This window comes from Rhodanobacter sp. UC4438_H5, from assembly GCF_052978405.1.
Genome location: NZ_CM129672.1, coordinates 2,622,854 through 2,646,627 on the forward strand (window position 1 = coordinate 2,622,854; position 23,774 = coordinate 2,646,627).

13 protein-coding genes are annotated in these 23,774 nt (G+C 69.0%); 2 read left to right on the top strand and 11 right to left on the bottom strand.

Features of this window, described 5'->3' with window-relative positions:
• From ACVCL9_RS12195 to ACVCL9_RS12210, 4 genes are all read right to left on the bottom strand, one after another.
• On the bottom strand, positions 1–7,224 hold the full coding sequence (locus ACVCL9_RS12195; RefSeq protein WP_447097926.1) for a hybrid non-ribosomal peptide synthetase/type I polyketide synthase: 7,224 nt from the start codon (positions 7,222–7,224) through the stop codon (positions 1–3).
• A gap of 280 nt (positions 7,225–7,504) precedes the next feature.
• Positions 7,505–8,287 carry a hypothetical protein gene (locus ACVCL9_RS12200; protein WP_447097925.1) on the bottom strand — a complete coding sequence of 261 codons (783 nt, stop codon included), beginning with the start codon at positions 8,285–8,287 and terminating at the stop codon, positions 7,505–7,507.
• 44 nt (positions 8,288–8,331) lie between these two features.
• Positions 8,332–9,255 carry a cupin-like domain-containing protein gene (locus ACVCL9_RS12205; RefSeq protein WP_447097924.1) on the bottom strand — a complete coding sequence of 308 codons (924 nt, stop codon included), beginning with the start codon at positions 9,253–9,255 and terminating at the stop codon, positions 8,332–8,334.
• Positions 9,256–9,338: 83 nt separating this feature from the next.
• Positions 9,339–10,178: a TIGR04325 family methyltransferase gene (locus ACVCL9_RS12210; RefSeq protein WP_447097923.1), complete on the bottom strand. Its 840-nt coding sequence runs from the start codon at positions 10,176–10,178 to the stop codon at positions 9,339–9,341.
• A gap of 157 nt (positions 10,179–10,335) precedes the next feature.
• Here ACVCL9_RS12210 and ACVCL9_RS12215 point away from each other — a divergent pair, with 157 nt between their 5' ends.
• Positions 10,336–10,992, top strand: a complete 657-nt coding sequence (locus ACVCL9_RS12215) for a J domain-containing protein (protein ID WP_447097922.1) — start codon at positions 10,336–10,338, stop codon at positions 10,990–10,992.
• A gap of 93 nt (positions 10,993–11,085) precedes the next feature.
• Here the strand turns inward: ACVCL9_RS12215 and ACVCL9_RS12220 are convergent, their stop codons facing one another.
• The 7 genes from ACVCL9_RS12220 to ACVCL9_RS12250 all read right to left on the bottom strand — a co-directional run bounded on the left by ACVCL9_RS12220 (position 11,086) and on the right by ACVCL9_RS12250 (position 20,197).
• Complete coding sequence (locus ACVCL9_RS12220; protein ID WP_447097921.1) at positions 11,086–14,061, bottom strand: hypothetical protein; 2,976 nt, start codon at positions 14,059–14,061, stop codon at positions 11,086–11,088.
• 221 nt (positions 14,062–14,282) lie between these two features.
• Positions 14,283–15,683 (bottom strand): TIGR03013 family XrtA/PEP-CTERM system glycosyltransferase, encoded by a 1,401-nt coding sequence (locus ACVCL9_RS12225; protein ID WP_447097920.1) that lies wholly within the window; start codon positions 15,681–15,683, stop codon positions 14,283–14,285.
• A gap of 306 nt (positions 15,684–15,989) precedes the next feature.
• Positions 15,990–16,877 (bottom strand): cytochrome c oxidase subunit 3, encoded by an 888-nt coding sequence (locus ACVCL9_RS12230; RefSeq protein WP_395120385.1) that lies wholly within the window; start codon positions 16,875–16,877, stop codon positions 15,990–15,992.
• Between the two features lie 110 nt (positions 16,878–16,987).
• Positions 16,988–17,119, bottom strand: a complete 132-nt coding sequence (locus tag ACVCL9_RS12235) for a hypothetical protein (RefSeq protein WP_395120386.1) — start codon at positions 17,117–17,119, stop codon at positions 16,988–16,990.
• A gap of 20 nt (positions 17,120–17,139) precedes the next feature.
• Positions 17,140–18,756 (bottom strand): cytochrome c oxidase subunit I, encoded by a 1,617-nt coding sequence (gene ctaD, locus ACVCL9_RS12240; RefSeq protein ID WP_395121266.1) that lies wholly within the window; start codon positions 18,754–18,756, stop codon positions 17,140–17,142.
• Positions 18,757–18,818: 62 nt separating this feature from the next.
• A complete protein-coding gene (gene coxB, locus ACVCL9_RS12245; protein WP_447097919.1) occupies positions 18,819–19,742 on the bottom strand; it encodes a cytochrome c oxidase subunit II in 924 nt (307 codons plus the stop codon).
• A 14-nt stretch (positions 19,743–19,756) separates the two neighbouring features.
• Positions 19,757–20,197 (bottom strand): DUF2244 domain-containing protein, encoded by a 441-nt coding sequence (locus ACVCL9_RS12250; protein WP_395121268.1) that lies wholly within the window; start codon positions 20,195–20,197, stop codon positions 19,757–19,759.
• A gap of 295 nt (positions 20,198–20,492) precedes the next feature.
• On the opposite strand from ACVCL9_RS12250, the gene putA reads away from it, so the two are divergent.
• Positions 20,493–23,648: a bifunctional proline dehydrogenase/L-glutamate gamma-semialdehyde dehydrogenase PutA gene (gene putA, locus ACVCL9_RS12255; RefSeq protein WP_447097918.1), complete on the top strand. Its 3,156-nt coding sequence runs from the start codon at positions 20,493–20,495 to the stop codon at positions 23,646–23,648.
• The last annotated feature ends 126 nt before the right edge of the window (positions 23,649–23,774 follow it).

Here is a 23,774-nt window from a genome sequence, read left to right on the forward strand (position 1 = left end):
TCAACTTGCCTTGGTGTAGCTGCCCGGTTGCCCGGGAACCTGCACGAACCACGCCGGACGCCCGTCCGGTTCGCGGCCGATGCGCGCGCCGGGCAGCGGCGGCTGGCGCGCGTCCATCACGGTGCGGGCGGTGGCGGTGCGCCGCGGCAGGAAGTCGGCCTCCTGCAGTTCGATCACCGAATCCTTCCAGGCCTGCGTGATCTGCCGGAAATCCGCCTCGCTGTGCGCGGAGGTGAAGAAGCACGGGAAGTTGTCCAGGATGTGCACGCCGCGGCTGCGCATCATCGCGAACAGCAGATCCTGCAAGGGATGATCTTCCAGGAACTGGGTCCTCCAGAACGACGCGAAGTGCTTGACCGCGATCGGCGCGCCGACTTCGTCGCAGAACGCGTTGAGCTCGGCGGCCATCGCCGTGGTGCGCGCGTTGAGCCGCTCCTGCAGGCCGGCGCCCTGCTCCTTGATGTGTTCGAGCACCGCCTGCGCCGCCGCCAGCGCCAGCGGGTGGCGCACGAAGGTGCCGGCGAAATAGGTCACGCCCACGGTCGGCACCGAGTCGTCGCCGAACTGCCAGCTGCCGCCGTCGAGCGCATCCATGAACTCGCGCTTGCCGGCGATCACGCCGATCGGATAACCGCCGCCGACCACCTTGCCGTAGGTGGCGAGGTCCGCCTGGATGCCGAACAGCGCCTGGGTGCCGCCGGGATGGGCGCGGAAGCCGGTGACGATCTCGTCGAAGATGCACAGCGTGCCGGACGCGGCGGTGATCTTGCGCACCTCGCGCAGGAAATCGACCGGCTGGAAGTCGGGCCGCCGGCTCTGCACCGGCTCGATCAGCACGGCGGCCAGCTCGTGCGCGCGCGCGCGGATGATCTCCAGCGATTCCGGCGTGCCGTAGTCCAGCACGATCACGTTCTCCGCCGTGTTGCGCATGATCCCGGGCGCGGCCGGCACCGCACGCAGCTTCTTCGTGCCGCGCACGATCACCTCGTCGATGATGCCGTGGTAGGAGCCGCTGAACAGCACCACGGTGCTGCGCCCGGTGACCGTGCGCGCGACCCGCAGCGCACCCAGCACGGCTTCCGAACCGGTGTTGCACAGGGCGGCGCGGTCGTGTCCGGTGACCTCGCACACCAGTCGCGCCACGTCGCCGGCGAGCGGATGCTGCGGGCCGATCTCGTAGCCGAGGTCGAGCTGGCGGCGGATGGCCTCCAGCACGAAATCCGGCTGCCAGCCGAACAGGCTCATGCCGAAGCCGTTCAGCGCATCCACGTATTCGTTGCCGTCCAGGTCCCACAGGCGCGAGCCCTTGGAGCGCTCGACCACCAGCGGGTAGACGATCTCCTTGGTCAGCGGGCGGAAGCCGTTCACCACGCGCGGGTCGGCCATGTGCGGGCGCTGCGCCTCGGTGTACTGCTTGGACTTGCGCGACCGCGCGACGTAGCGCTCGATGAAACGATCGAGCCGCTCGCGCTGGTGGCGGGACAGTTCCAGCTGGCCGTTGTCGATGCGCGCGATCGCGCCGAACGCCTTCTTGACGTCGTAGCGGGTGTGCGCCAGCGCCGCTTCCTCGTCGCGATCCGCGCTGGTCGACACGGGTGCTGCCGCCGGTGGCGTCGCCACGCTGGCCGGTGGTGCTGCTTGCTGTGCGGGCGCGACGGGTGCGGCGGCGCTCGCCGTTCCCCCGAGCAAGGCCAGCTGCTGTGCCATCAGTTGCATCTGCTGGTCGATCACGTGACGCACGTAGTCGTTGCCGCCCGCTCCCGCCGTCGGCAGCGCCGGCACGGCAAGCGTTGGCGCGGCGAGCGTCGGCGCAGCCACGGGGGCGGCGACCGGCGCGGCAACTGGCGCCGCCGTCGGCGCGTCCGGCGGCATCTGCTCGTCCAGCAACGCCGCCAGCCGGTCCAGGCTGGCGTGGTCGACCATCAACTGGCGGAACGTCACCTTGACCGGGAACACGCGCGACAGGTGCAGCGCGACCTGGGTCAGCATCAGGCTGTCCAGCCCGAGCTCGATGAAGTTGCTGGTGCTGTCGGCGTCGTCCAGTTCGATCCCGGTGATGTCCTCGAACACCGCCTTGAGCTGGTTCACCAGCCGGGGGCGGCGATCGGCGGGCATGGCGACTTGCGGCATGGGGGCTTCCTCGGCCGCGGGCGCGGCGGCGACGGGTGTCGGTTCAGCGAACGATGGCGCGGGCGCCGTGGCGGGTGCGGCATCCAGCCAGCAGCGCTGGCGTTCGAACGGATAGGTGGGCAGGCGCACGCGGCGGCGGCGCGCGCGATGGTCGAGTCGTGCCGGATCAAGCGCCATGCCGCGGCACCAGAGTTGGCCCGCGGCCTGCAGCAGCGCCGTGCGCTCCACGTCCGCCGCATCGGCCAGGCTGGGCACGGCGACGATGCGTTCGCGCGCGGTACCGAGTTGCTGTCGGGCGAGCGTGGTCAGCGTGTGGCGCGGCCCCACTTCCAGCAGCACGCGCGATGGCGCGTCGAGCACCCGCGCCAGCGCGCCGGAGAAGCGCACCGGCACGCGCAGGTGCTGCGTCCAGTAATCGATCGAGCCGGCCTGCGCGGGGTCGAGCCAGTCGCCCAGCGCGGTCGACACCAGGGGCAGCTGCGGGCGGCCCAGTTCGACGGCGGCAAGCGCCTCGCGGAACGGTGCCAGCACCGGCTCCATCATCGCCGAATGGAAGGCGTGCGAGGTCTGCAGCAGGCGCGCGGCGATGCCGTCCGCTTCGAGCGCCGCCCGGAAAGCCTCGACCGTCTCGGCCGGCCCGGCCACCACGCAGGCGCCAGGCGCGTTCTCCGCTGCCAGCGCCAGATCCGCCGGCAGGCGTGCCTGCAATGCATCCAGCGGCAGCCGCACCGACAGCATCGCGCCCGGTGGCTGCGCCTGCATCAGCTCGCCGCGCCGCGCCACCAGCGCGATCGCGTCGCGCAGGCTGAACACGCCGGCCAGCGTGGCGGCCACGAACTCGCCCACGCTGTGGCCGATCATCGCTGCCGGCACGAGGCCCAGGCTCATCCACCACTGCGCCAGCGCGTATTCGATGGCGAACGTCGCCGGCTGCATCACCGCCGTGGGCAGCAGCGCGGCCGGGTCGTCGGCGAACACGCACGCGGCGAGATCGAAACCGCCCTGCTTGCGCAAGGCGCTGGCGCAAGCGTCGAATGCGTCGCGGAACACCGGCTCGCTGGCATGCAGCGCGCGACCCATGCCGGCGTACTGGGCGCCCTGGCCCGGGAACAGGAAGACCACGTCGCTCGCCCGCGCCGGCGTGCTGCGCGTCGCCGCCGCGGCGATTTCCGCGCTGGCCAGCTGCGCGCTGGCGCTGGTGGCGGACTCGGTGACCACGGCCAGCCGATGGGCGAAGGCCTTGCGTCCGACCGCCAGCGTCCACGCCACGTCGGCAAGCTCGACTTCCGGAGAGTCCGCCAGGTGTGTGCCCAGCCGCGTGGCCGCCGTACCCAGTGCAGTGGCCGTGCGCGCCGACAGCAAAAGCAGTTGCGGCCCGGCGGTCGCCTCGCTCGGCGTCGGTGCGGGTGCTTCCTCCAGCACCACGTGCGCATTGGTGCCGCCCACGCCGAACGAACTCACGCCCGCGCGGCGCGGTACGCCGGGCGCGCTGGTCCAGTCGTGCAGGCGATCGTTGACCACGAACGGCGAGCGGGCGAAGTCGATCGCCGGGTTGGCCGCGGCGTAATGCAGGCTCGGCGGAATCCGCCGCTCGGCCAGCGCCAGCGCAGTCTTGATCACGCCGGTCGCACCGGCGGCGATCACCAAGTGGCCGACGTTGCTCTTGACCGAACCGAGGCGGCAGAAGCCGGTATCCGGCGTGTCGCGCCGGAACGCCTTGACCAGGCCCTCCACCTCGATCGGATCGCCGATCGGCGTGGCCGTGCCGTGCGCTTCCACGTAGGAGATGCTGCGCGCGTCGACGCCGGCGTTGCGCTGCGCCATCGCGACCACCGCGGCCTGGCCCTCGCTGCTGGGCGCCATGAAGCTGGCCTTGGTGCCGCCGTCGTTGTTGATCGCGCCACCGCGGATCACCGCGATGACCGGGTCGCCATCGGCCTGCGCGTCGGCCAGCCGCTTCAACAGCACCACCGCCGCACCGTCGCTGAACACCGTGCCCCTCGCCTCGGCGTCGAAGCTTCGCGTGTGGCCGTCCGGCGACAGCATCGCGCCGTCCTGGAACAGGTAGCCGCTGCGCGGCGGACAGGTGATCGAGGCACCGCCGGCCAGCGCCATCTCGCACTGGCCGCTGCGCAGGCTCTCCATCGCCTGGCAGATCGCCACCAGCGAGGTGGAACAGGCGGTGTGCACGCTCACCGCGGGACCGGTGAGGTCCAGCTTGTGTGCCACCCGCGGCGCGATGAAATCCTTCTCGTTGTCCAGCATCACCTGGAACGCGCCGAGCTTCCCGACCTGGTCGGGATGCGCGCTGACGTGGTGCTGGAAATAGGTCGCGTTGTACATGCCGGCGAACACGCCGACCGGGCCGTCCTGCGCGCCGGGCGCATGGCCGGCGCGTTCCAGGCACTCCCAGCACAGCTCCAGGAACAGCCGCTGCTGCGGGTCCATCAACTCCGCCTCGCGCGGGCTGATGCCGAAGAACGCGGCGTCGAACAGCTCCACGCCGTCGATCACGCCGCGCGCGGGCACGTAGGCCGGATCGTCGCGCAGGCTCGCCGGGATCGACGGGTCGAGCTCGCCCGGCGCGAAGCGGGTGATCGACTCGCGTCCCTCGCACAGGTTCTGCCAGAAGCTCTCGATGTCCGCGGCGCCGGGGAAGCGGCCGCTCATGCCGATGATCGCGATCGGCTCGGCACCGGCTTGCGCGCCGGCGGCACGCGGGCGGGCGAGGCGCGCCGGTTCGATGCCGTCGGCGCCGGCGTGATCGCGGTGGCGGGCCAGCGCCAGCGGCGTGGGATCGCGGAAGAAGGTCAGCACGTCCAGCGCGGCATCGCCGTCGCGGCGCAAGCGATCGATCAGCCGCACCGCCAGCAGCGAGCTGCCGCCCAGCTCGAAGAAGTTGTCGTGGCGGCCCACCTTGTCCAGCGCGAGGCTGGTGGCGAAGGCGGCGCACAGGCGCGTCTCGGCTTCGCCCACCGGGGCTTCGTAGGTCGTGGCCAGTTCCGGCCGTGCGCTGCCCGGCGCCGGCAGTGCGGCGCGGTCGAGCTTGCCGTTGGTGGTGACCGGCAGCGCGTCCAGCACCACCCACGCGGCCGGCAGCATGAACTCCGGCAGTTCGGCAGCCAGGCCGCGGCGCAGCGCCGGCTGGTCGGGGCGGGTGGCGGCGGGGACCACGTAGGCGACCAGGCGCTTGCCCAGCGGCGGGTCATCGCGCAGCACGACGGCGCAGGCGCGCACGCCGGGCTGGCGCAGCAGCGCTGCCTCGATCTCGCCGGTCTCGATGCGGTAGCCGCGGATCTTGACCTGGCCGTCGCGCCGGCCGACGAACTCCAGCACGCCGTCGTCGCGCCAGCGCACCAGGTCGCCGGTGCGATACAGGCGGCCATCGGCGGCGCCGAACGGATCGGCCACGAAACGCTCGGCGGTCAGCTGCGCCCGTCCGAGGTAACCGCGCGCCACGCCGTCGCCGCCCACGTGCAGCTCGCCGACCACGCCCGTCGGCACCAGCTCGCCGGCGCGATTGAGCACGTACACGCGGGTGTCGGCTATCGGCCGGCCGATCGGCACCGAGCGCGCGTCGGCCGGCAGGTCCCGCGGGATCGGCCAGGTGCAGGTGAACGTGGTGCACTCGGTCGGGCCGTAGCCGTTGATGATCTCCACGCCGGGCAAGGCCGCCAGCGCGCGGCGCACATGGTCGACCGACAGTGCCTCGCCACCGATCAGCAGCTGGCGCAATCCCTCCAGCCGACGCGGCGCCTCGTCGACCACGGCGTTGAACAGCGACGAGGTCAGCCACGCCGTGCCGACCCCTTCGCCGGCAATGGTTGCGGCCAGGCCGGCAGCGGTGGGGATCGTTTCGGGATGGACCACCACGCGACCGCCGTTCAGCAGCGCGCCCCAGATTTCCAGGGTCGACGCATCGAAGCCCAGCGGTGCGGCGTGCAACATGCGCGTGTCGGCATCCAGCCGCACGTAATCCACGCCGCACACCAGCCGGATGATCGAACGATGGGCGATCGCTACGCCCTTGGGGGTGCCGGTGGAGCCGGAGGTGTACATCACGTAGGCGAGCGCATCGCCGTCGACCACGGGCAGCGGCGCGTCGTGCGGCACGGGTACGGACTCGACGACATCCAGCGCAAGGCACGCCACTCCATCGGGCAACGGCAGCGTAGCCGCGACCGATGCGACCAGCACCATCCGCGCACCCGCATCGGCCAGCGCAAACGCCAACCGCTCCGGCGGGTGGCTGCGATCGAGCGGCAGGTAGGCCGCGCCGGCCTTGAGCACGCCGAGGATTGCCACCAGCGCCCCCGCCGAACGCTCCAGCGCGACGCCGACGATGTCGCCCGGCACGACGCCGGCATCGAGCAGATGCCGGGCCAAGGTGCTGGACCGCTCATCGAGTCGGGCATAGCTCAGGGCGTGCCCGCTCTCGACCACCGCCGGTGCATCCGCATGCGCGGCGGCGGTGCGGGAGAACAGCGCGGACACGCTGTCGCCGCGGTGTCGCGGCACCGCGGTGTCATTCCACTGCACCAGCAAGCGCTGGCGTTCGGCCGGAGCGAGGAGATCCGGCTCGGCGTCAGCTTCGTCGAGCAGGCCCGCCCAGGCGCGCTGCACGCAACCGGCCAGCAGCTCCACGCTCGCTGCCGTCAGCGGGCTGCGCCAGCGCAGTTCGAGGGCGATCGCGTCGCTGAAATCGAGGCGCCAGGTGGAGAGCGCGGCGGCGGCGTCCGGCAACGCTGCCTCCTGCAGCACCATCCACGCCACCGTGACCGGGGCGGCCGACCCGCGCGCTGCGGACAGCACGCCCTCCAGCCATGCCTTGCGTGGCGCGTCGCGGGGCACCGGCACGGTCAGCTGGCGGGTGCATCCGGCCTGGTGCAGCGTTGCCACGGCGGACTCGGCGCCGGTCAGCTGCGCCTCGACCCGCGCCAACGCGGCCAGCAGGGTCAGCGCCGCGCGCTCGGGATCGGCCGCGTGCAGCGCCGCCACGCAAGTGGCCAATGCGCCGTCGAGCGGCACGCGGCGACTTTGCCAGGTTTCGTCATCGGCAGGCGCGATGCCCGGCAGCACGTCCAGCAACGACATGCCGTCGTCAATTGACACTGGATTGGATGCCGCGCCCACCACCCCTCCTGGTCGGGCGGCGATGACCGCCACGACACGCGCCGATCTCCCTCGGGCAGGATGCGCGCGATTCGCGAGGCACCGCGGATCGGCCGGCATCTGCCCAGCGAAGCCGCCTGGGAGCACCCGCTCATCGCGTCGTCTGCCAAACCAGCCTCTGGACGACAAGATTAGCGCAGAACCGCGTCGAACTGTGCAATGGGGCACGCCATTCAGACTGACTGCGTGCTATGCAGGTGGACTATGGCGCGGCGGACTGGAACGCGAACAGCCACAGGATCGCCCGCTGGCGCGGGCTGCCGCTCCAGCTCACCCGGTAGGTGCCGGCACGGTCGACCTGGCGGTAAGCCACCGCGCACTGCACGCCGCTTATCGGCGGCAGTTGCAGATAGCTGTCGATCACGGTGAAACCGTTGTCCGGCACGGCGCTCATCCGGCGTACATTGCCGTCACCCCACCACACCGCGATCAACGTGGCCGGCCCGGTCGTGGTGACCTCGCCGCTGGTCACGCTGAAGCGGTCGGCCGGATCGGAGAGCATGCCCTCCACCGTGCGCTTGAGCTTGCCCGCGATGCGCTGGACCAGATTGGGCGCGGGGTAATTCTGGGCGAAATCCTGCAGCACGCCGGCATGGCGGATTTCCACGAAGGGGATGGTGATCTCGCGCTCCGGCTCACCCGGCTTGTCGATGCTGACCGTATGGTGCCGGCCGCCCGGGCCGGCCAGCGACACGTAGGCCTTCACGTCGAAACGGCCCTGGTAGCCGTCGTAGACGGCGGTCGGACCCACCTGGGTCCAGTGCCGCCCATAACTGTCGGTCGGCGCCGCCGCGTTGCTGGCGAAGCCGCCATTGAGCACCAGCAACGCACTGCCCGCCGGCGCGGTGTCGAGCGGCGCGGTCACGGCGGGGCTGCGGCCGCGATGATCGGCCTGCGCCAGCAAGGTGTGGGCGCCGAGCGTAGGCGGCGCGGGAGGAGCTGGCCGGTCGACGCCGGCTGCGGTCAGCGGAATGCAGGCCAGCATGAGCACGCGCCAGGCCCGGCGACCGCCGCGTCGCCGGCCGGACATCACGAGTCGCCAACCTTGGCGTACGGTGCGGCGTCCGAATCGACGGACGCGCCGGCCAGTCGTAGCGCCAGCCGCTTGCTGCCGATGTAGAGCCCGCCGGCCGCCAGCGTGGCGGCGTCGAACAACGGGAAGCGATCCACCGCCGGCGGCACCCAGCCCAGCCGGCGCAGCATGTCGTGGGTGCGATGCAGGAGGGAGTTGCGCCGGGTCGCGCGGGTGTAATAGGTGAAGCTCATGGTGATCGACGGGCCATCGCCGTTCTCGACCATGTGCGGACTGGTCGAGGGCATGTACGCGCCCATCCCGGGTTCCAGCTCGAACACCCGGGCTCGCTCGCGATACTCCTCGCGCCACTGCAGCAGCTCGCGCGAATGGGTGCGATGGAAGCGATCGCGCGCATGCTCGCTGACCACCTGCGTGTCGCGATGGTCCCAGACGTAGATCCGCTTGCGGCCGTGCACCTGCAGGATGAAGTTGTGTTCCTTGTCCATGTGGAACGGCGTCACCGCCCCGGGCGAAGTGAGGAAGATCCAGCCGGCGCGATAGCACATGCCCGGGTCGACCGCCTCCACCTGCGGCCGGACCGAGTCGAGTACCTCGTCGACGACGGCGCGGTACTGCGGATCGGATTGCACGTTGAGCAGCGAAGTCCACGCCGCGGCATGCTCGATGTCGCTCAGCGTCGCCTCGACACCCTTGGCGTTGGGATGCAACCGGGGTGCTTCGTTGAACGACGTGCCCGCAGTGGCATCGCCGCTGTGCGAGCGCACGCGGCCACGCGCTTCCAGCCGCTTGCCCAGCTCGACCAGGGCCGGCAACTGCAGCGCGGGGTGCGTCGCCAGATGATGCCGCACGCCCTGTATCCGCCAGGGATCGAACTGATCCCAGGCGACTTCCAGCCACTTGGACGATGGACCCGACATGCCCCCTCCCGCGACCCGCCGGCCGCAAGCTGCGCCACGGAATCGAAGCGGCAGTGTGCCCCGCGCCCCGGCGCCCCGCAAGCTCAGTCGCGGCGGAAACAGAATCCGTGGTAACGATCGATCGAATGGTCCGGCTCGAACGGAATGCGCATGTGGCGCTCGGTCGTCGACCAGTGGTCGACCACGCTGTAGCCGGCTTTTGTGAACTCGTCGACGAAGGCGCCCACCGCGGAAACCCTGTACGGGCAGTTGGCGATGCCGACCCGGCGCCGGGTGACACGCTGCAGGGTCACGAAGCTGCGCTCGGGGTGCAGCGGCGTCACGTTGACCAATACGTGGCGCGGCGGCGCGCGCAATGGTTGCAGCAACTGCGGCAGCGAGTAGTCGAGGTACTGCAGCACGCCGCTGCAGAGCAGCACGTCGCAACCGTCGGCGTCCTGCGGAGAGTCGGTGAAGCCGAGCTTGCCGGCGCCATCCTCGCGCTCGGCCAGCGCGCGCCCGGCCGCGACCACGGCGGGCACGTCGTGCACCAGCCAGCGCAGGTCATCGGGATACGGCAGGTGGTGGCGGAAACCGAAATAGCTGGTGCCCACGTTGCCGCCCAGGTCGAACAATTTCCGCGCGTCGCCGGCAAACAGTCGCGAGAGCCAGAACAGCACCGGGTAATCCACGATCTGCACACGCTCCAGCCGGTCGGCGTAGAGCTCGCCCGACTGCGGCTGGTCGTAGCTGGTCGGCAACGATGCCGGTGCCCCGGCACGCGCCGCCTCGACACTGGCAAACACGCCGCCGTAGGCATTGCCGGGCAACACGTCGCGGGCAAACAGGTGGCGATAGACCGGCCGCGCGAGCAGACGCACCCCCGGCAATTCCGCCACGCCCAACGCCACACCCCGCAAGCTTGCAGTCAGGCCCCTGGCCATCGTCGCCTCCCGCCGTTTTCGGTGCGTCACGCTAGCACGAGGCAGCGAGGGTGCGCCGCGGCCGCGGCGTCCAGCAGGTATAGTTCCGCACGGCAGCCGGTGCACGGATGGTGCGCGGCACGTGGCCCGGCTTGCGGCATTCAAGGGGAAGCACGACGTGGCGCGCGAGACCGATTTTCTCGACCTCTACCGCTTGCTCGGTCTCGAACCGGGTTGTGGCCTGGACGAATTCAAGCACGCGTACCGGCGCCGGGTGTCGGTGCTGCACCCGGACCGTCGCGACGAGGATTCGCGCGGCGTCGCCGCGCAGCGGCTGCAGCAGCTCACCGCGATGTACGGCATGGCGATGGAGTTCCACCGCACGCATGGCCGCCTGCCCGGCGCCGCGGGCGTGCGGCCGTCCCAGCCGCCGAGGGGCGAAGCCGGGTCGGCCGCGGCGACGCAGCGGGTACTCGCGACACGGCGGCGTTCCCGCCGCTGGTTGTTGCTGCCGGCCGCTGCCATTGCGGCGTGGTGGCTGTGGCCGGGCGAACCGCCCGCGCCGCCCGCGGCCCCGCCCGCCGAAACCGTGCAGCCGCCGACGCATCGCGCCACGGCGACAGCGCCGGCGGAACGGCCGGCGTGGGGCCTGGGCATGGATGCCGCCAGCGTGCGCAGCATCGAAGGCGAACCCACGCTGATGGCCAGCGATCAGCGCTGGGAGTACGGCCCATCATGGGTGCGCTTCGAGAACGGCAAGGTGGTCGACTGGTACAGCTCACCGCTGTACCCGCTGCATGTGGCCGCGCACAGCAGCCCGCCGCAGGGCCAGTGAACGCGCGACACGCCGCACTCGCCCTGATCGACCGCGACCACCGCCCGGAGGTGCGTCTGCCGCGACCGGTGCGAACGCCGGTCGCGGTCCGGCTCAACCGCCGGGCTTGTACGGTGCCGGAAAGCCGGGAACCGGCAGCGCGCTGATCGGCACCGGGACGTAAACCGGCGTCGGCGGTGGCGGCGGGTTGCCCTGCACCGTGCCGTCGGTCGTCACGTAGAAGCTGAGTACACCCTTGTGGCTGCTCATGGTGGTGCCGCCCACGCTGATGTTGACGTTGCGCAACCCGGCGTTGGCCGAGGTGGTCACCGTGTAGCCGGTGTCCGGGAGCAGGTCGGTGACCACGTGGTAGGCCGACAACGGCTGCACTCCGTAGACGAGGTTGCCGCTGAGCGCGGTGCCGGGGGCGCCGCTGCTGCTCACCACCACGGCGTTGCCGTCGCTGGCGAGCAGTTCCACCCCGACGATGCCGCCCTGGCTCACCGTCACCGGGCTGGCCGTGGCGACCTTGGCGGCGGTGCCGGACAGGTCGAACACGGTCAGCCATCGCTGGCTGGCGCTGGTGTCGGGCGGGCGCACCTGCACCTGCCACGCCTTGATCGGGTTGTCGCCCGGATACATGCCGACCGTCGTGGTCTTGTTGCCGGTCGGCAGCACGGTGGTCATCGCGCCCACGTACTGGCCGTTGTAGCTGACGTCGAAGCGGTGCTGTCCCGCCGGCGCGCTGCCCGCGGCCGGGTTGGCCGGGAAATGCCAGGCCAGGTACTGGTCGTAGCCAGTGCTGCCTTCGGTGGTGCGGTCGTAGACGACGAAACGGTTCGGACGCAGGTAGACGACTTGCCGCGACCATGCCGACACCGCCGGCCCGGCGGAGAAGGTGCGATACATGTCCTCCAGGTGGGTAGCCAGCATGTAGACGTAGCCGTTGCCGTCCTCGTAGGCCGACACCGCGGTGCGCACGCCATCGTCCTCGGTGGTATTGGCCTCCTGGCCGAAACGCTGCGCCACCGAGCTGCCGCTCATGCTGCGCACGTAGAAGATGTTGTACAGCTGCCGGTTGCCGCTGTACTGGGTACCGTCGAGGTCGCCGTAGTTGTCGTTGAAGATCTTCGTCTCGTCGGCGTTGCCGCCAGGCTCGTGCACCAGCCAGCCGCCGGCATTGACCAGCAGCGGCGAGCCGCCGCGCACCAGCGCGAGGCTGCCCTGGTCGAAGAACTCGTGCCCGGCGGCGGGGTTGTTGGTGTAGGGGCCGGCGCGGAACGACATCCAGCTGGCGGCGGTGGTCCAGTCCGAGCGTGCCGCGACGGCGTTCATGCCCGGCGCGAAATAGGACAGCGGCAAGGTGCTCAGCGCCGCCTTCGGCGCATTCGGATCGATCGCCAGGAACTGCAGCCAGGCCGGCGCATCACTGTACCCGCCGGTGGCCTGGTCGACCGCCGCGAGGTACTGGTTGAACACCGCGACCTTGGGCGATTGCCAGTAGCTCAACGCACCGATGATCTGCTGGAACATGCCGACCGGGGTCGTGCCCGGCGGCGGCGAGGAGGGATCGCCGTTGGAGTGGTTGTCGTCACGGTCGTCGAAGTAGACCAGCGACGGCCAGGTGAAATGCATCGAGTAGTCGGCACTGTCCACCGGGAAGGTATACGGCGCGCTGGCATGCAGCAGGTCCTGCCCGGTGGCGGTCTTCACTTCGCGCGCGGGCAAGCTCATGTTGAGGATGCTCAGCGGCGCGTAGTTGCCGTAACCCTCCGGCCAGCCGCCACCGAGCATGTGCAGGCGATAGTACGGCTGCACCCGCGCGCCGAACTGGTTGCCCAGCCAGTCGGTCCACTGCGCCGGCGCGCTGGGATTTTCGCCGTAGGTGGCCAGCGAGATCACCGCCTTGGCGTGGAAGTAACCGGCGTAGTAGTTGCCGATGGGATTGCCATCGTAGGCAAACGAAGCACACCCGCCGGACTTTTCCCACGCGGCGATCCACGCGTTCGCGGTGGTGTAGATTTGCGTGCGCTGGGACGCGGTCAGCAGGTCGTAGACCCAGTCATAGCCCAGGCCGTAACCCACGCCGTAGAAGCGGATGCCGTAACCGCTGTCGGTGCACGGGTCCCAGCCGTTGCTGCCCGGGTAGGGCATCGACATCTTCATCAGGATGTCGACCGCCTTGGCGCCGTAGGGTGCCGCGGCCGCCGCATTGCTGGACTTCAGCACCTGGTAGCACATGCCTTCGGCCAGCAGCGCCGGCAGATAGGATTCGCCCTGGTAGCCCGAGCCGAGGTTCGGCTTGTCGGGGTACTGGTTGCCGGTGGGATACGCCACCGTGCCGCCGATGTAGGAATCGCAGGTGGCTTTCAGCGCCGTCCATTGCGGCGTGTTCGCCGCCGCGCGCTGGCGCAGCGCGGTCAGCGTGGAGGAGTCCAGAAGCAGCCGTGGATGCGCCGCCAGCGTCACGGCTTGCGGTCGCACCGGCACAGCGCTGAACGCAGCCGCCCGCGGCGCGCCCTGCACCGCGGAGGAATCGCGGCCGATCGACCCGGTCAGCCCGGCTGGCACGCCGACCGCATGCCTTGCAGCGGTGCTGCGGGAGGAGGCACCGGTGGCCGCCACCAGCGGCTGCACACCGACAACGCCACCGACAACGCGGGGGACCGGACGGGGCGTCGCTTCGGTCGTGGTCGCGCGGGCGCGCGGCGCGTTCGCCGGCGGCGCCACCGCGGCAGCATCGACCCGGGTCGCGCGTCGGCTCGTCGCCGCCGCGATGGTGGGGGAGACCCTGGCGTCAGCGGCATTTCCGAGCTTCTCCGCGGCAAGCGGCGAAGGCCTGGCGGGGGCCGCCGGCAGCCTGGCTGGCGCCGGCGCGGCGGCCATCGGACGGTAGGTCAGCGGTCGCGGTTCGTCATCGCGCGCCAGCAGCAGCGATACCGCAGTGAACAGCAGCATCAGCATCACGCCGCCACCGAGCAGCGCGGTACGCGTGCGTTGCGCGCGCAATGATGACGGAGCGGGCATCTCGCCGCTGCCCCGGGTCGGTGCTGCAGGCCTGTTCGGCGCAATCTGATCGGTGCGGGACATGGGGGGAATCCATAGGTAGGCCGATGCCAACGACCCAGCCTCGCCAAGCCGGCGGCTTGAGCTGGGTAGCTGATTATCCTGAATGCCCCGTGCCCGGAAAGCGTATCACCACACAATGCGGCGTCATAGCTGGCCCGGCAGCCATGACGCGCCAACCACGCCGCAGGTCCGGAAGACGGGTTCAAGCTTGCCGGGCCGGCCGGCCCGGAGGGAACCGCCAATCAGCGTGCGCCGCGGCGGAACAGCACCACTTCGACCGTCTGGAACAGGATCAGCAGGTCGAACAGCAGGTTGTGGTTCTTGACGTAGTACAGATCGTACTTGAGCTTTTCCTCGGCATCGGCCTCGGACGCGCCATACGGATAACGCAGCTGCGCCCAGCCGGCCAGACCGGGCTTGAGGCAATGACGCAGATCGTAGTAGCGGATCTTCTGGCCAAGGTCGATCACGAATTGCGGCCGCTCGGGCCGCGGGCCGATGAAGCTCATCTCGCCCTTGAGCACGTTCCACAACTGTGGCAGCTCGTCCAGGCGCACCTTGCGCGTGAAGCGGCCCACCCGGGTCACCCGGTCGTCGTCCTTGTTCGCCCAGCGCGCGATGCCGTCCAGCTCCGCGTCGGTGCGCATGCTGCGGAACTTGATCAGCTGGAACGTCTTGCCGCGTGCGCCGACGCGCTCCTGCCGGTAGAGAATGGGCTGGCCGGCACCGGACTCGATGCGGATGGCCAGCGCCACCAGCAGCATCAGCGGCCAGGTCAGCAGCAGCACCAGCGTGGCGATCAGCAGATCCGAGCAGCGCTTGCTGAAGCGGCGCAGCGGAGTGGCATCGAAGCCGCCGGAGAACACCAGCCAGGAGGGATCGGTCAGCGACAGCTGCACGCGGCCGGACTCGCGTTCGAAGAAGGTCGCCAGGTCGGTCACGTCGATGCCGTTCTGACGGCACTCCAGCAGGTCGCGCATGGGCAGCCCGCCGCGCCGGTCGTCCACGCCGACCACGATCTCGTCCACCTGGCGATGCAGCGCCCAGTCCACCAGCGAACCCTCGGGGCGCACCAGGGACATCGCGCCGACCTGCACCTCCTCGCCCTCGCGCGGCACGAAACCGAGCACGTTGAAGCCGATCCGGTCGGCGTGGCGGCGCATGCGCGTCTGGATCTGCGAGGCACGCTTGCCTGCACCCAGGATCAGCACCCGGCGCTGGAACACCACCGCGTCCACCAGGCGCAGGAACACCAGCCGGAAGCCCATCATCAGGGCGAAGGACAGCAGCAGCGCGATGGTCAGCACGCCGCGGCCGACATAGGCCTGCGGCAGCAGGTAATACATGATGAAGACGCCCACGCCACCGAGCACGAAACCCACGCTCTGGCGCGCCAGCACGCCGAACCAGCTCGTTCGCATGTGCGACTGGTAGTGACCCAGGGCGACCATCGCCAGCAGCATGATCACGGCGAACGCCAGCGAGCGCTCGGGCATGTGGTGGGAGAACTGGGCCAGATCGGCAGGCCGATTGAAATAACGCAGGTACATGGCCGCGTTGAGCGAAAAGCCCAGCAGCACCATGTCCACAGCCGCCAGCAGCAAGAGCCAGCGGTTGGCTTTACGACGCAGAAAGCGAAACATCTCCATCCCCCCAACCCTTGCCACTCCAACCAGCATGGCGAACCGACGGCACCGCTTGGCGCTCGTCCCCGCCTGGCGGCGGGCCTGAACCTATACACTAAACTTGTACCGGATACAACCACATCCGTCACAAATTGATGGCTGACCGGCTACGGTTCGGCAGATTCGGCAGGCAGACAGCACGGCATGCCGGCGGCCACCACAGGGGGCACACCACTCCAGGCTCCATACCCGCACACATTCCGGCGCCCGGAAACGAACCGGCCCGCCAGTGGCGGGCCGGTGCAAGCGAGTGCAGACCGACGCTCAGAGGATGTAGACGAACATGAACAAGCCCAGCCACACCACGTCGACGAAGTGCCAGTACCAGGCCACCGCCTCGAAGCCGAAGTGATGGTCCTTGCTGAAGTGGCCCTTCAGCACGCGCAGCCAGATCACCGCCAGCATGATCGTGCCCAGGGTCACGTGCAGGCCATGGAAGCCGGTCAGCATGAAGAAGGTCGAGCCGTAGACGCCGCTGCCCAGGGTGAGGTTGAGCTCGTGGTAGGCCTCGATGTACTCGTGCGCCTGGAAGTACAGGAAGGTGGCGCCCAGCAGCACGGTCAGGCCCAGGAACAGCAGGATCCGGCCGCGATGCCCGGCGCGCAGGGCGTGGTGGGCGATCGTCACGGTGACGCTGGAGGTCAGCAGGATCAGCGTGTTCAGCAACGGCAGCCCCCACGCAGGCACCGTTTCGAACGCCCCGCCGATCTTCGCCGGACCATTGCCGCCGTTGGCACCCCAGGCCGCGGTGTAGTCGCTCCACAGGAACTGGTGGGTCAATACGCCATGGCCTTCGCCACCGAGCCACGGCACCGAGAACATGCGGATGTAGAACAGCGCACCGAAGAACGCACCGAAGAACATCACCTCGGAGAAGATGAACCACATCATCCCCATGCGGAACGAGGTATCGACCTGGTGGTTGTAGTCGCCGGCCAGCGATTCGCGGATGACCGAACGGAACCAGCCGAAGAACATCCCCAGCACGCCGATCACGCCGAGGACGAACACCGATTTGCCGAAACCGGTCGCACCCGGCTCGGCGTTGAGCCAGTGCCCGGCACCGAACATGAAGATGAACATGACGACCGCGGCGACGATCGGCCAGTAGCTCTTGGCCGGTACAAAGTAAACGTCGTGTTGCTGACCCATGCTGAGACCCCGTGGATTTCTCTTGATGACTCTGCCCCGCCATGCCGCTCGGGGACCTGCCTGCCGGTCGTGCCGACCCGGGTGATTGAAGTGGAAAGGTGCTGGCGCGGTTATTTCATCAGCAGGATCTGCAGGAACGCCAGCAGATAGAAGCCGATCACTACCGCGACCAGGATCTTCACCGTGCGGCGCACGCCGCGGCGCTGGTCCGCGGCGTGGATGTCGTCAACCGGCTGTGTCATTTCCACGGCTTCCCCGCCGATCAGGCGTGCACGTTGCCGTGCGCCAGCTCTTCGTCATGGATCACCGGCGGCACCGAGAAGGTATGGTGCGGCGCCGGCGAAGGCACGGTCCATTCCAGTCCCTTGGCGCCTTCCCACACGCGGTCGGTGGCCTTCTTCCTGGAGAAGAACACGCAGTGGATCACCACGCCGAGGAAGATCAGCTGCGAGGCACCGAACAGGAAGCCACCGATCGAGCTGACCATGTTGAAGTTGGCGAACGCCACGTTGTAATCGGGGATGCGCCGCGGCATGCCGGCCAGGCCGAGGAAGTGCTGCGGGAAGAACAGCACGTTCACGAACACCACGCTGCACCAGAAGTGCACCTTGCCCCAGAACTCGCTGTACATGTTGCCGGCCCACTTCGGCAGCCAGTAGTAGGCCGCCGCAATGATCGCGAACAATGCGCCGGTCACCAGCACGTAGTGGAAATGCGCCACCACGAAATAGGTGTCCTGGTACTGGAAGTCGGCCGGCACCAGGGCCAGCATCAGGCCGGAGAAGCCGCCGATGGTGAACAGGATGATGAACGCGATGGCGAACAGCATCGGGGTCTCGAAGGTCATCGAGCCGCCCCACATGGTGGCCACCCAGTTGAACACCTTCACGCCGGTAGGCACCGCGATCAGCATGGTGGCGTACATGAAGAACAGGTCCGCGCCCAGCGGCAGGCCCACCGCGAACATGTGGTGCGCCCACACGATGAACGACAGGAACGCGATGCAGGCGAGCGCGAACACCATCGCCTTGTAGCCGAAGATCGGCTTGCGCGCGAAGGTGGGCACGATCTCCGAGATGATCCCGAACGCCGGCAGGATCATGATGTAGACCTCGGGGTGGCCGAAGAACCAGAACACGTGCTGGTACAGCACGGGGTCGCCGCCGCCGCCCGGATTGAAGAAGCTGGTGCCGAAGTACTTGTCGGTCAGCAGCATGGTCACCGCGCCGGCCAGCACCGGCATCACGGCGATCAGCAGGAACGCGGTGATCAGCCAGCTCCACACGAACACCGGCATCTTCAGCAGGTCCATGCCCGGCGCGCGCATGTTGAGGATGGTGGCGATGATGTTGATCGCGCCCATGATCGAGCTGATGCCCATCAGATGGATGGCGAACACCACGTAGGCCAGCGAATCGCTCTGCAGCGACAGCGGCGGATACATCGTCCAGCCGCCGGCCGGCGCGCCGCCCGGCGAGAACAGCGTGGACAGCATCAGCAGGAAGGCGAACGGAAGAATCCAGAACGACAGGTTGTTCATGCGCGGCAGCGCCATGTCCGGCGCGCCCACCATCAGCGGGATCATCCAGTTACCCAGGCCCACGAACGCCGGCATGATCGCGCCGAAGATCATGATCAGGCCGTGCATGGTGGTCAGCTCGTTGAAGAAGTACGGCTGCACCAGCTGCAGGCCGGGCTTGAACAACTCGGCGCGGATGGTCATCGCGAAACTGCCGCCGATGAAGAACATCGTCAGCGCGAAGATCAGGTACAGCGTACCGATGTCCTTGTGATTGGTGGACATGCACCAGCGTTGGAAGAAACTCTTCGGCGCGCCGTGGTGATCATCGTGCTGATCATGGGTGGCTGCGTAGGACATGGCCATGCACCTCTAACCTGTAATGGAATGCGACTGCAACGAAAACGCGGATGGGGTCGGGCTCAGCCCGGCGGAGTGGTCGCCGCGGCAGTGGCCGCCGTGCCCGCGTCGATCGGCGCGGGGGGCGACAGGGACTTGCCGGAAGCGGCTTCCTGCTCGGCCAGCCACTTGGCGAAGTCCGCCTCCGACTTGGCCACCACCACGATCGGCATGAAGCCGTGGTCCTGGCCGCACAGCTCGGCGCACTGGCCGCGGTACGTGCCCGGCTCCTTGATGTTGGTCCAGGCCGCGTTGACAATGCCGGGGATCGCGTCGAGCTTCCAGCCCAGCGCCGGCACCCACCACGAATGGATCACGTCGCCGCCGGTGATGATGAAGCGGATCTTGGTGTCGACCGGCACCACCAGCGGCTTGTCGACGTTGAGCAGGTAGGTCTGCTCGTCGCCCACCTTGACCGCATACGGGTCCATGCCCGAATCGAGCTGGCGGGTGTCGTCGCTCTGCTTGTCCAGCCTGGACATGAAGCCGACCTTGTCGATCGGCTTGCCCATGTAGCTGACGTAGTCGTAGCGCCACTTCCACTGGTAGCCGGTGACCTTCACCGTCATCTGCGAGCCGGTGGTATCGGCCCAGCTGGTGAGGCCGCCGGTGGCGAGGTAGGCCAGGGTGATCAGGATCAGCACCGGAATCGTGGTCCAGACCACTTCCAGCACGGTGTTGTGCGCCCACTTCTCGGCCACCGCGCCGCGCGATTTGCGGAAGCGGAACATCGCGACGAACATGGCGCCGAACACCAGCACGCCGATCACCACGCAAACCCACAGCGAGATGTTGTTCAGATCGTAGGGGACGTGCGACCAGGTGCTCGCGCCGCGCTCCATGTTCAGCTGCCATGGATGCGGATTCGCCTGCACGGCACCGCCGAACGTCGCAAGGGCAAGGCCCGCCGTCGCCATGATTGATCGCCTGATCCCGCCAGATGTCATGTCTTGCACCTTTGTCATTGCTGTTTGCGCCACGTTCCGGTCGAGCCGGCCAGCAGCACCCTGAGTCGCTTCGCCAGCTCGACGCGTTCCGTTGCCGCCAGAAACGCGCCGATCTCCAGATCGCGGCCGTGCGATGTCAACACCAGGCGTCCATTGCCGGTATCCAGCCGCACGCGCACCCAGCAAGACTGGAAGCGAGTGCAACGCCGGCCCGGCAGCGACTGCACCTCCAGCGACGATTCGTCGAGAGTGATGCGCTCGCAGCGGTCGCCGGCCCGCCAGGCCACGCTCAACGCGATGGCCATGGCGGCGGATTCCACCAGGGCAAACAGCGGAGCAAACACGTTCCCCTGCCACGCCCCCAGTTCTGCCGTTGTCAGCGCCAATGCCACCAGAACCACGATCAGTCGACGCAGGCCGCGGCGGCTGAGCGAGCGATTGGGCTTGAGCCACATCGTCACGCAGGGCAAGCCGGCGCTGGCTGGTCGAAGCACGATCATGGAGATCCGGCGTGCCTGGAACTGCCGGAATGATAGGCCGCGGCGGCGCAGTGGGCAAGAATGTCGCACCCGATTGACTTCGATCAACGCACACCGTGAGCTCGACAGGCACCGCAAGCCATTCGCGCCCGTGCGGCAGATCACCCTGCCCGAGGCGGATTTTCGCGCGTGGCGGCGCGTCCCCACGGCCGGGCACGAAGCGTACAATCGCGGGTTTATTCCATCCCCCACGACCGGCACCGACACGACCGTGACCTCACCCATCCTGAGCCCCGAGCTGCCCGCTCGAACCACACCCGCGCGCGCGCGCATCACTGCTGCCTGGCTGCGCGACGAGACCGAAGCGGTCAACGACCTGCTCGACCAGGCTGCGCTGCCGGCGGAGGAACGCGAACAGGTAGTCGACCGCGCTGCCGCGCTGGTCACCCGCGTGCGTGCGCGGGCGAAGGACCAGAGCGTGGTCGAGTCCTTCATGCGCCAGTACGACCTGTCCAGCGAGGAAGGCATCCTGCTGATGTGCGTGGCCGAGGCGCTGCTGCGCATCCCGGACAAGACCACCACCGACAAGCTGATCCGCGACAAGCTCGGCGACGCCAACTGGCGCAAGCATCTGGGCCGCAGCGAATCGCTGCTGGTCAACGCCTCCACCTGGGGCCTGCTGCTCACCGGCCGGCTGGTCAACCTGGCCGACGGCAGCGGCGACGATTTCAACGGCGCACTGCGCCGGCTGGTCGCCCGCGTGGGCGACCCCGCGATCCGCGCGGCGGTGCGCCAGGCCATGCGCATCATGGGCCACCAGTTCGTGATGGGCCGCGATATCGAGGAAGCGCTCGACCGCAGCCTGAAGAAGGAGAACGCGGTGTTCCGCTACTCCTTCGACATGCTGGGCGAGTCGGCGTTGACCGCCGACACCGCCGAGCGCTACCAGCAGGATTACCGCAACGCGATCGCCGCGCTGGGCGCGCGCGGCCCGTATGCGAACCACACCGACGCGCCGTCGATCTCGGTGAAATTGTCGGCGCTGTTCCCGCGCTACGAAGTGGCCCAGCGCGCACGGGCGCACCAGGCGCTCACCGAAAAGCTGCTGGAGCTGTCGCAGCTGGCGATGAAGCACGGCATCGCGCTGTCGGTCGACGCCGAGGAGGCCGACCGGCTGGAGCTGTCGCTGGACGTGATCGGCGATGTCTTCGCGCACCCCTCGCTGGAAGGCTGGAACGGCCTGGGCATCGTGGTGCAGGCGTACGCCAAGCGCACGCCGTTCGTGATCGACTGGCTGGTGGAGACAGCACTGGCCAGCGGCCGGCGCTGGTACGTGCGGCTGGTCAAGGGTGCCTACTGGGACGCCGAGATCAAGAAGGCGCAGGAGCAGGGCCTGGGCGGCTACCCGGTGTTCACCCGCAAGCCGAATACCGACGTCTCCTATCTGGCCTGCGCGCGGCGCCTGTTCAACGCGGGCGGCAACCTGATCTATCCGCAGTTCGCCACCCATAACGCGCACACCATCGCCGCCGTGCACCACATCGCGCAGGGCCGGCCGTTCGAGTTCCAGCGCCTGCACGGCATGGGCAGCGACCTGTATGCCGAGGTGATCGGCAAGCAGAGCTTCAACGTGCCCTGCCGCGTGTACGCACCGGTCGGCTCGCACGAGGACCTGCTGCCCTACCTGGTGCGCCGCCTGCTCGAGAACGGCGCCAACACCAGCTTCGTCAACCGCGTGGTGGACGAGGACGTGCCCGCGCGCGAGCTCGTGGCCGACCCCTGCGAGACGGTGCGCGCGTTCGATCACATCCCGCACCCGCGCATCCCGCTGCCGGCCAATCTCTACGGTGAACTTCGGAAGAATTCCATGGGCGTCAACTTTGCCAACGACAACGAACTGAACGACCTCGCCGCCGCGGTCAACGCGCAGCAGGGCCCGTGGGCCGCCGGCCCGTTGGTGCCCGGCGCCAGCAGCCAGGGCCCCACGGTGCAGGTCACCGATCCGTCCGACCGCCGCCGCATCATCGGCAGCTACCTCAGCGCCGACCAGGCCACCGTCGATCGGGCGATGGCCAACGCGGCGGCGGCGCAGGACCGCTGGAACAACCTGCCGGTGGCCAATCGCGCCGCCATGCTCGAATTCGCCGCCGACCAGCTGGAGGCGCGCCGCGCCGAGTTCATCGCGCTGTGCGTGCGCGAGGCAGGCAAGAGCCTGCCCGACGCGATCGCCGAAGTGCGCGAGGCGGCCGACTTCCTGCGCTACTACGCCACCATGGCGCGCCGCCTGTTTGCCGAACCCGAGCAACTGCCCGGCCCCACCGGCGAGACCAACCAGTTGTACCTGGGCGGTCGCGGCGTGTTCGTGGGCATCAGCCCGTGGAACTTCCCGCTGGCGATCTTCATCGGCCAGGTCAGCGCCGCACTGGCGGCGGGCAACACGGTGATCGCCAAGCCGGCCGAACAGACCAGCCTGATCGGCCATCTCGCCACGCAGCTGCTGCACGAGGCCGGCGTGCCGAAGGAGGTGCTGCAGTTCGTCCCGGGTGACGGCCCCACGGTGGGCGCCGCGCTCACCCGCGACCCGCGCGTGGCCGGCGTGGTGTTCACCGGCGCCACCGAAACCGCGTGGGCGATCAACCGCGCGCTGGCGGCGCGCGACGCGCAGATCGCCGTGCTGGTGGCCGAGACCGGCGGCCAGAACGCGATGATCGCCGACTCCTCCGCGCTGCCCGAGCAGATCGTCAAGGACGTGATCGCCTCGGCCTTCCAGTCCGCCGGCCAGCGCTGCTCGGCGGCACGCGTGCTGTACATCCAGGAAGACATCGCCGACAAGGTGATCGACATGCTCGCCGGCGCGATGGCCGAGCTGAAGGTGGGCGACCCGGGCCTGCTGTCGACCGACGTCGGCCCGGTCATCGATGAGGATGCCAGGGCGATCCTGGTGGCCCACGCCGAACGCATGGACAAGGAGGCGAAGAAGATCGCCGAAGCGCCGATGGACCCGGCCGCCACCGCGCACGGCACCTTCTTCGCGCCGCGCGCCTACGAGATTCCCTCGCTGTCGGTGCTCAAGCGCGAGGTGTTCGGCCCGGTGCTGCACCTGATCCGCTTCAAGGCCAGCGAGCTGAAGAACGTCGTCGACGAGATCAACAGCACCGGCTACGGCCTCACCCTCGGCGTGCACAGCCGCATCGACGCCACCGTGCACTACATCAGCCAGCACGCCCGCGTCGGCAACTGTTACGTCAACCGCAACCAGATCGGCGCGGTGGTCGGCGTGCAGCCGTTCGGCGGCGAAGGCCTGTCCGGCACCGGTCCCAAGGCCGGCGGTCCGCACTACCTGCTGCGCTTCGCCGGCGAACGCACGCTGACCATCAACACCACGGCATCGGGCGGCAACGCCTCGCTGCTGACGATCGGGGAGTAGGAGCCGGGGGCCGGGAGCGCGCAAGCGTTCGCCGGACGCTTGCGCCCGCTTGTGCGGCGCGCAAGCGGGCGCCGCCCCCGCCATGTTAGAAAGTCCGGACTGCAGGCCGTCGCGGCCTGCCTGCGT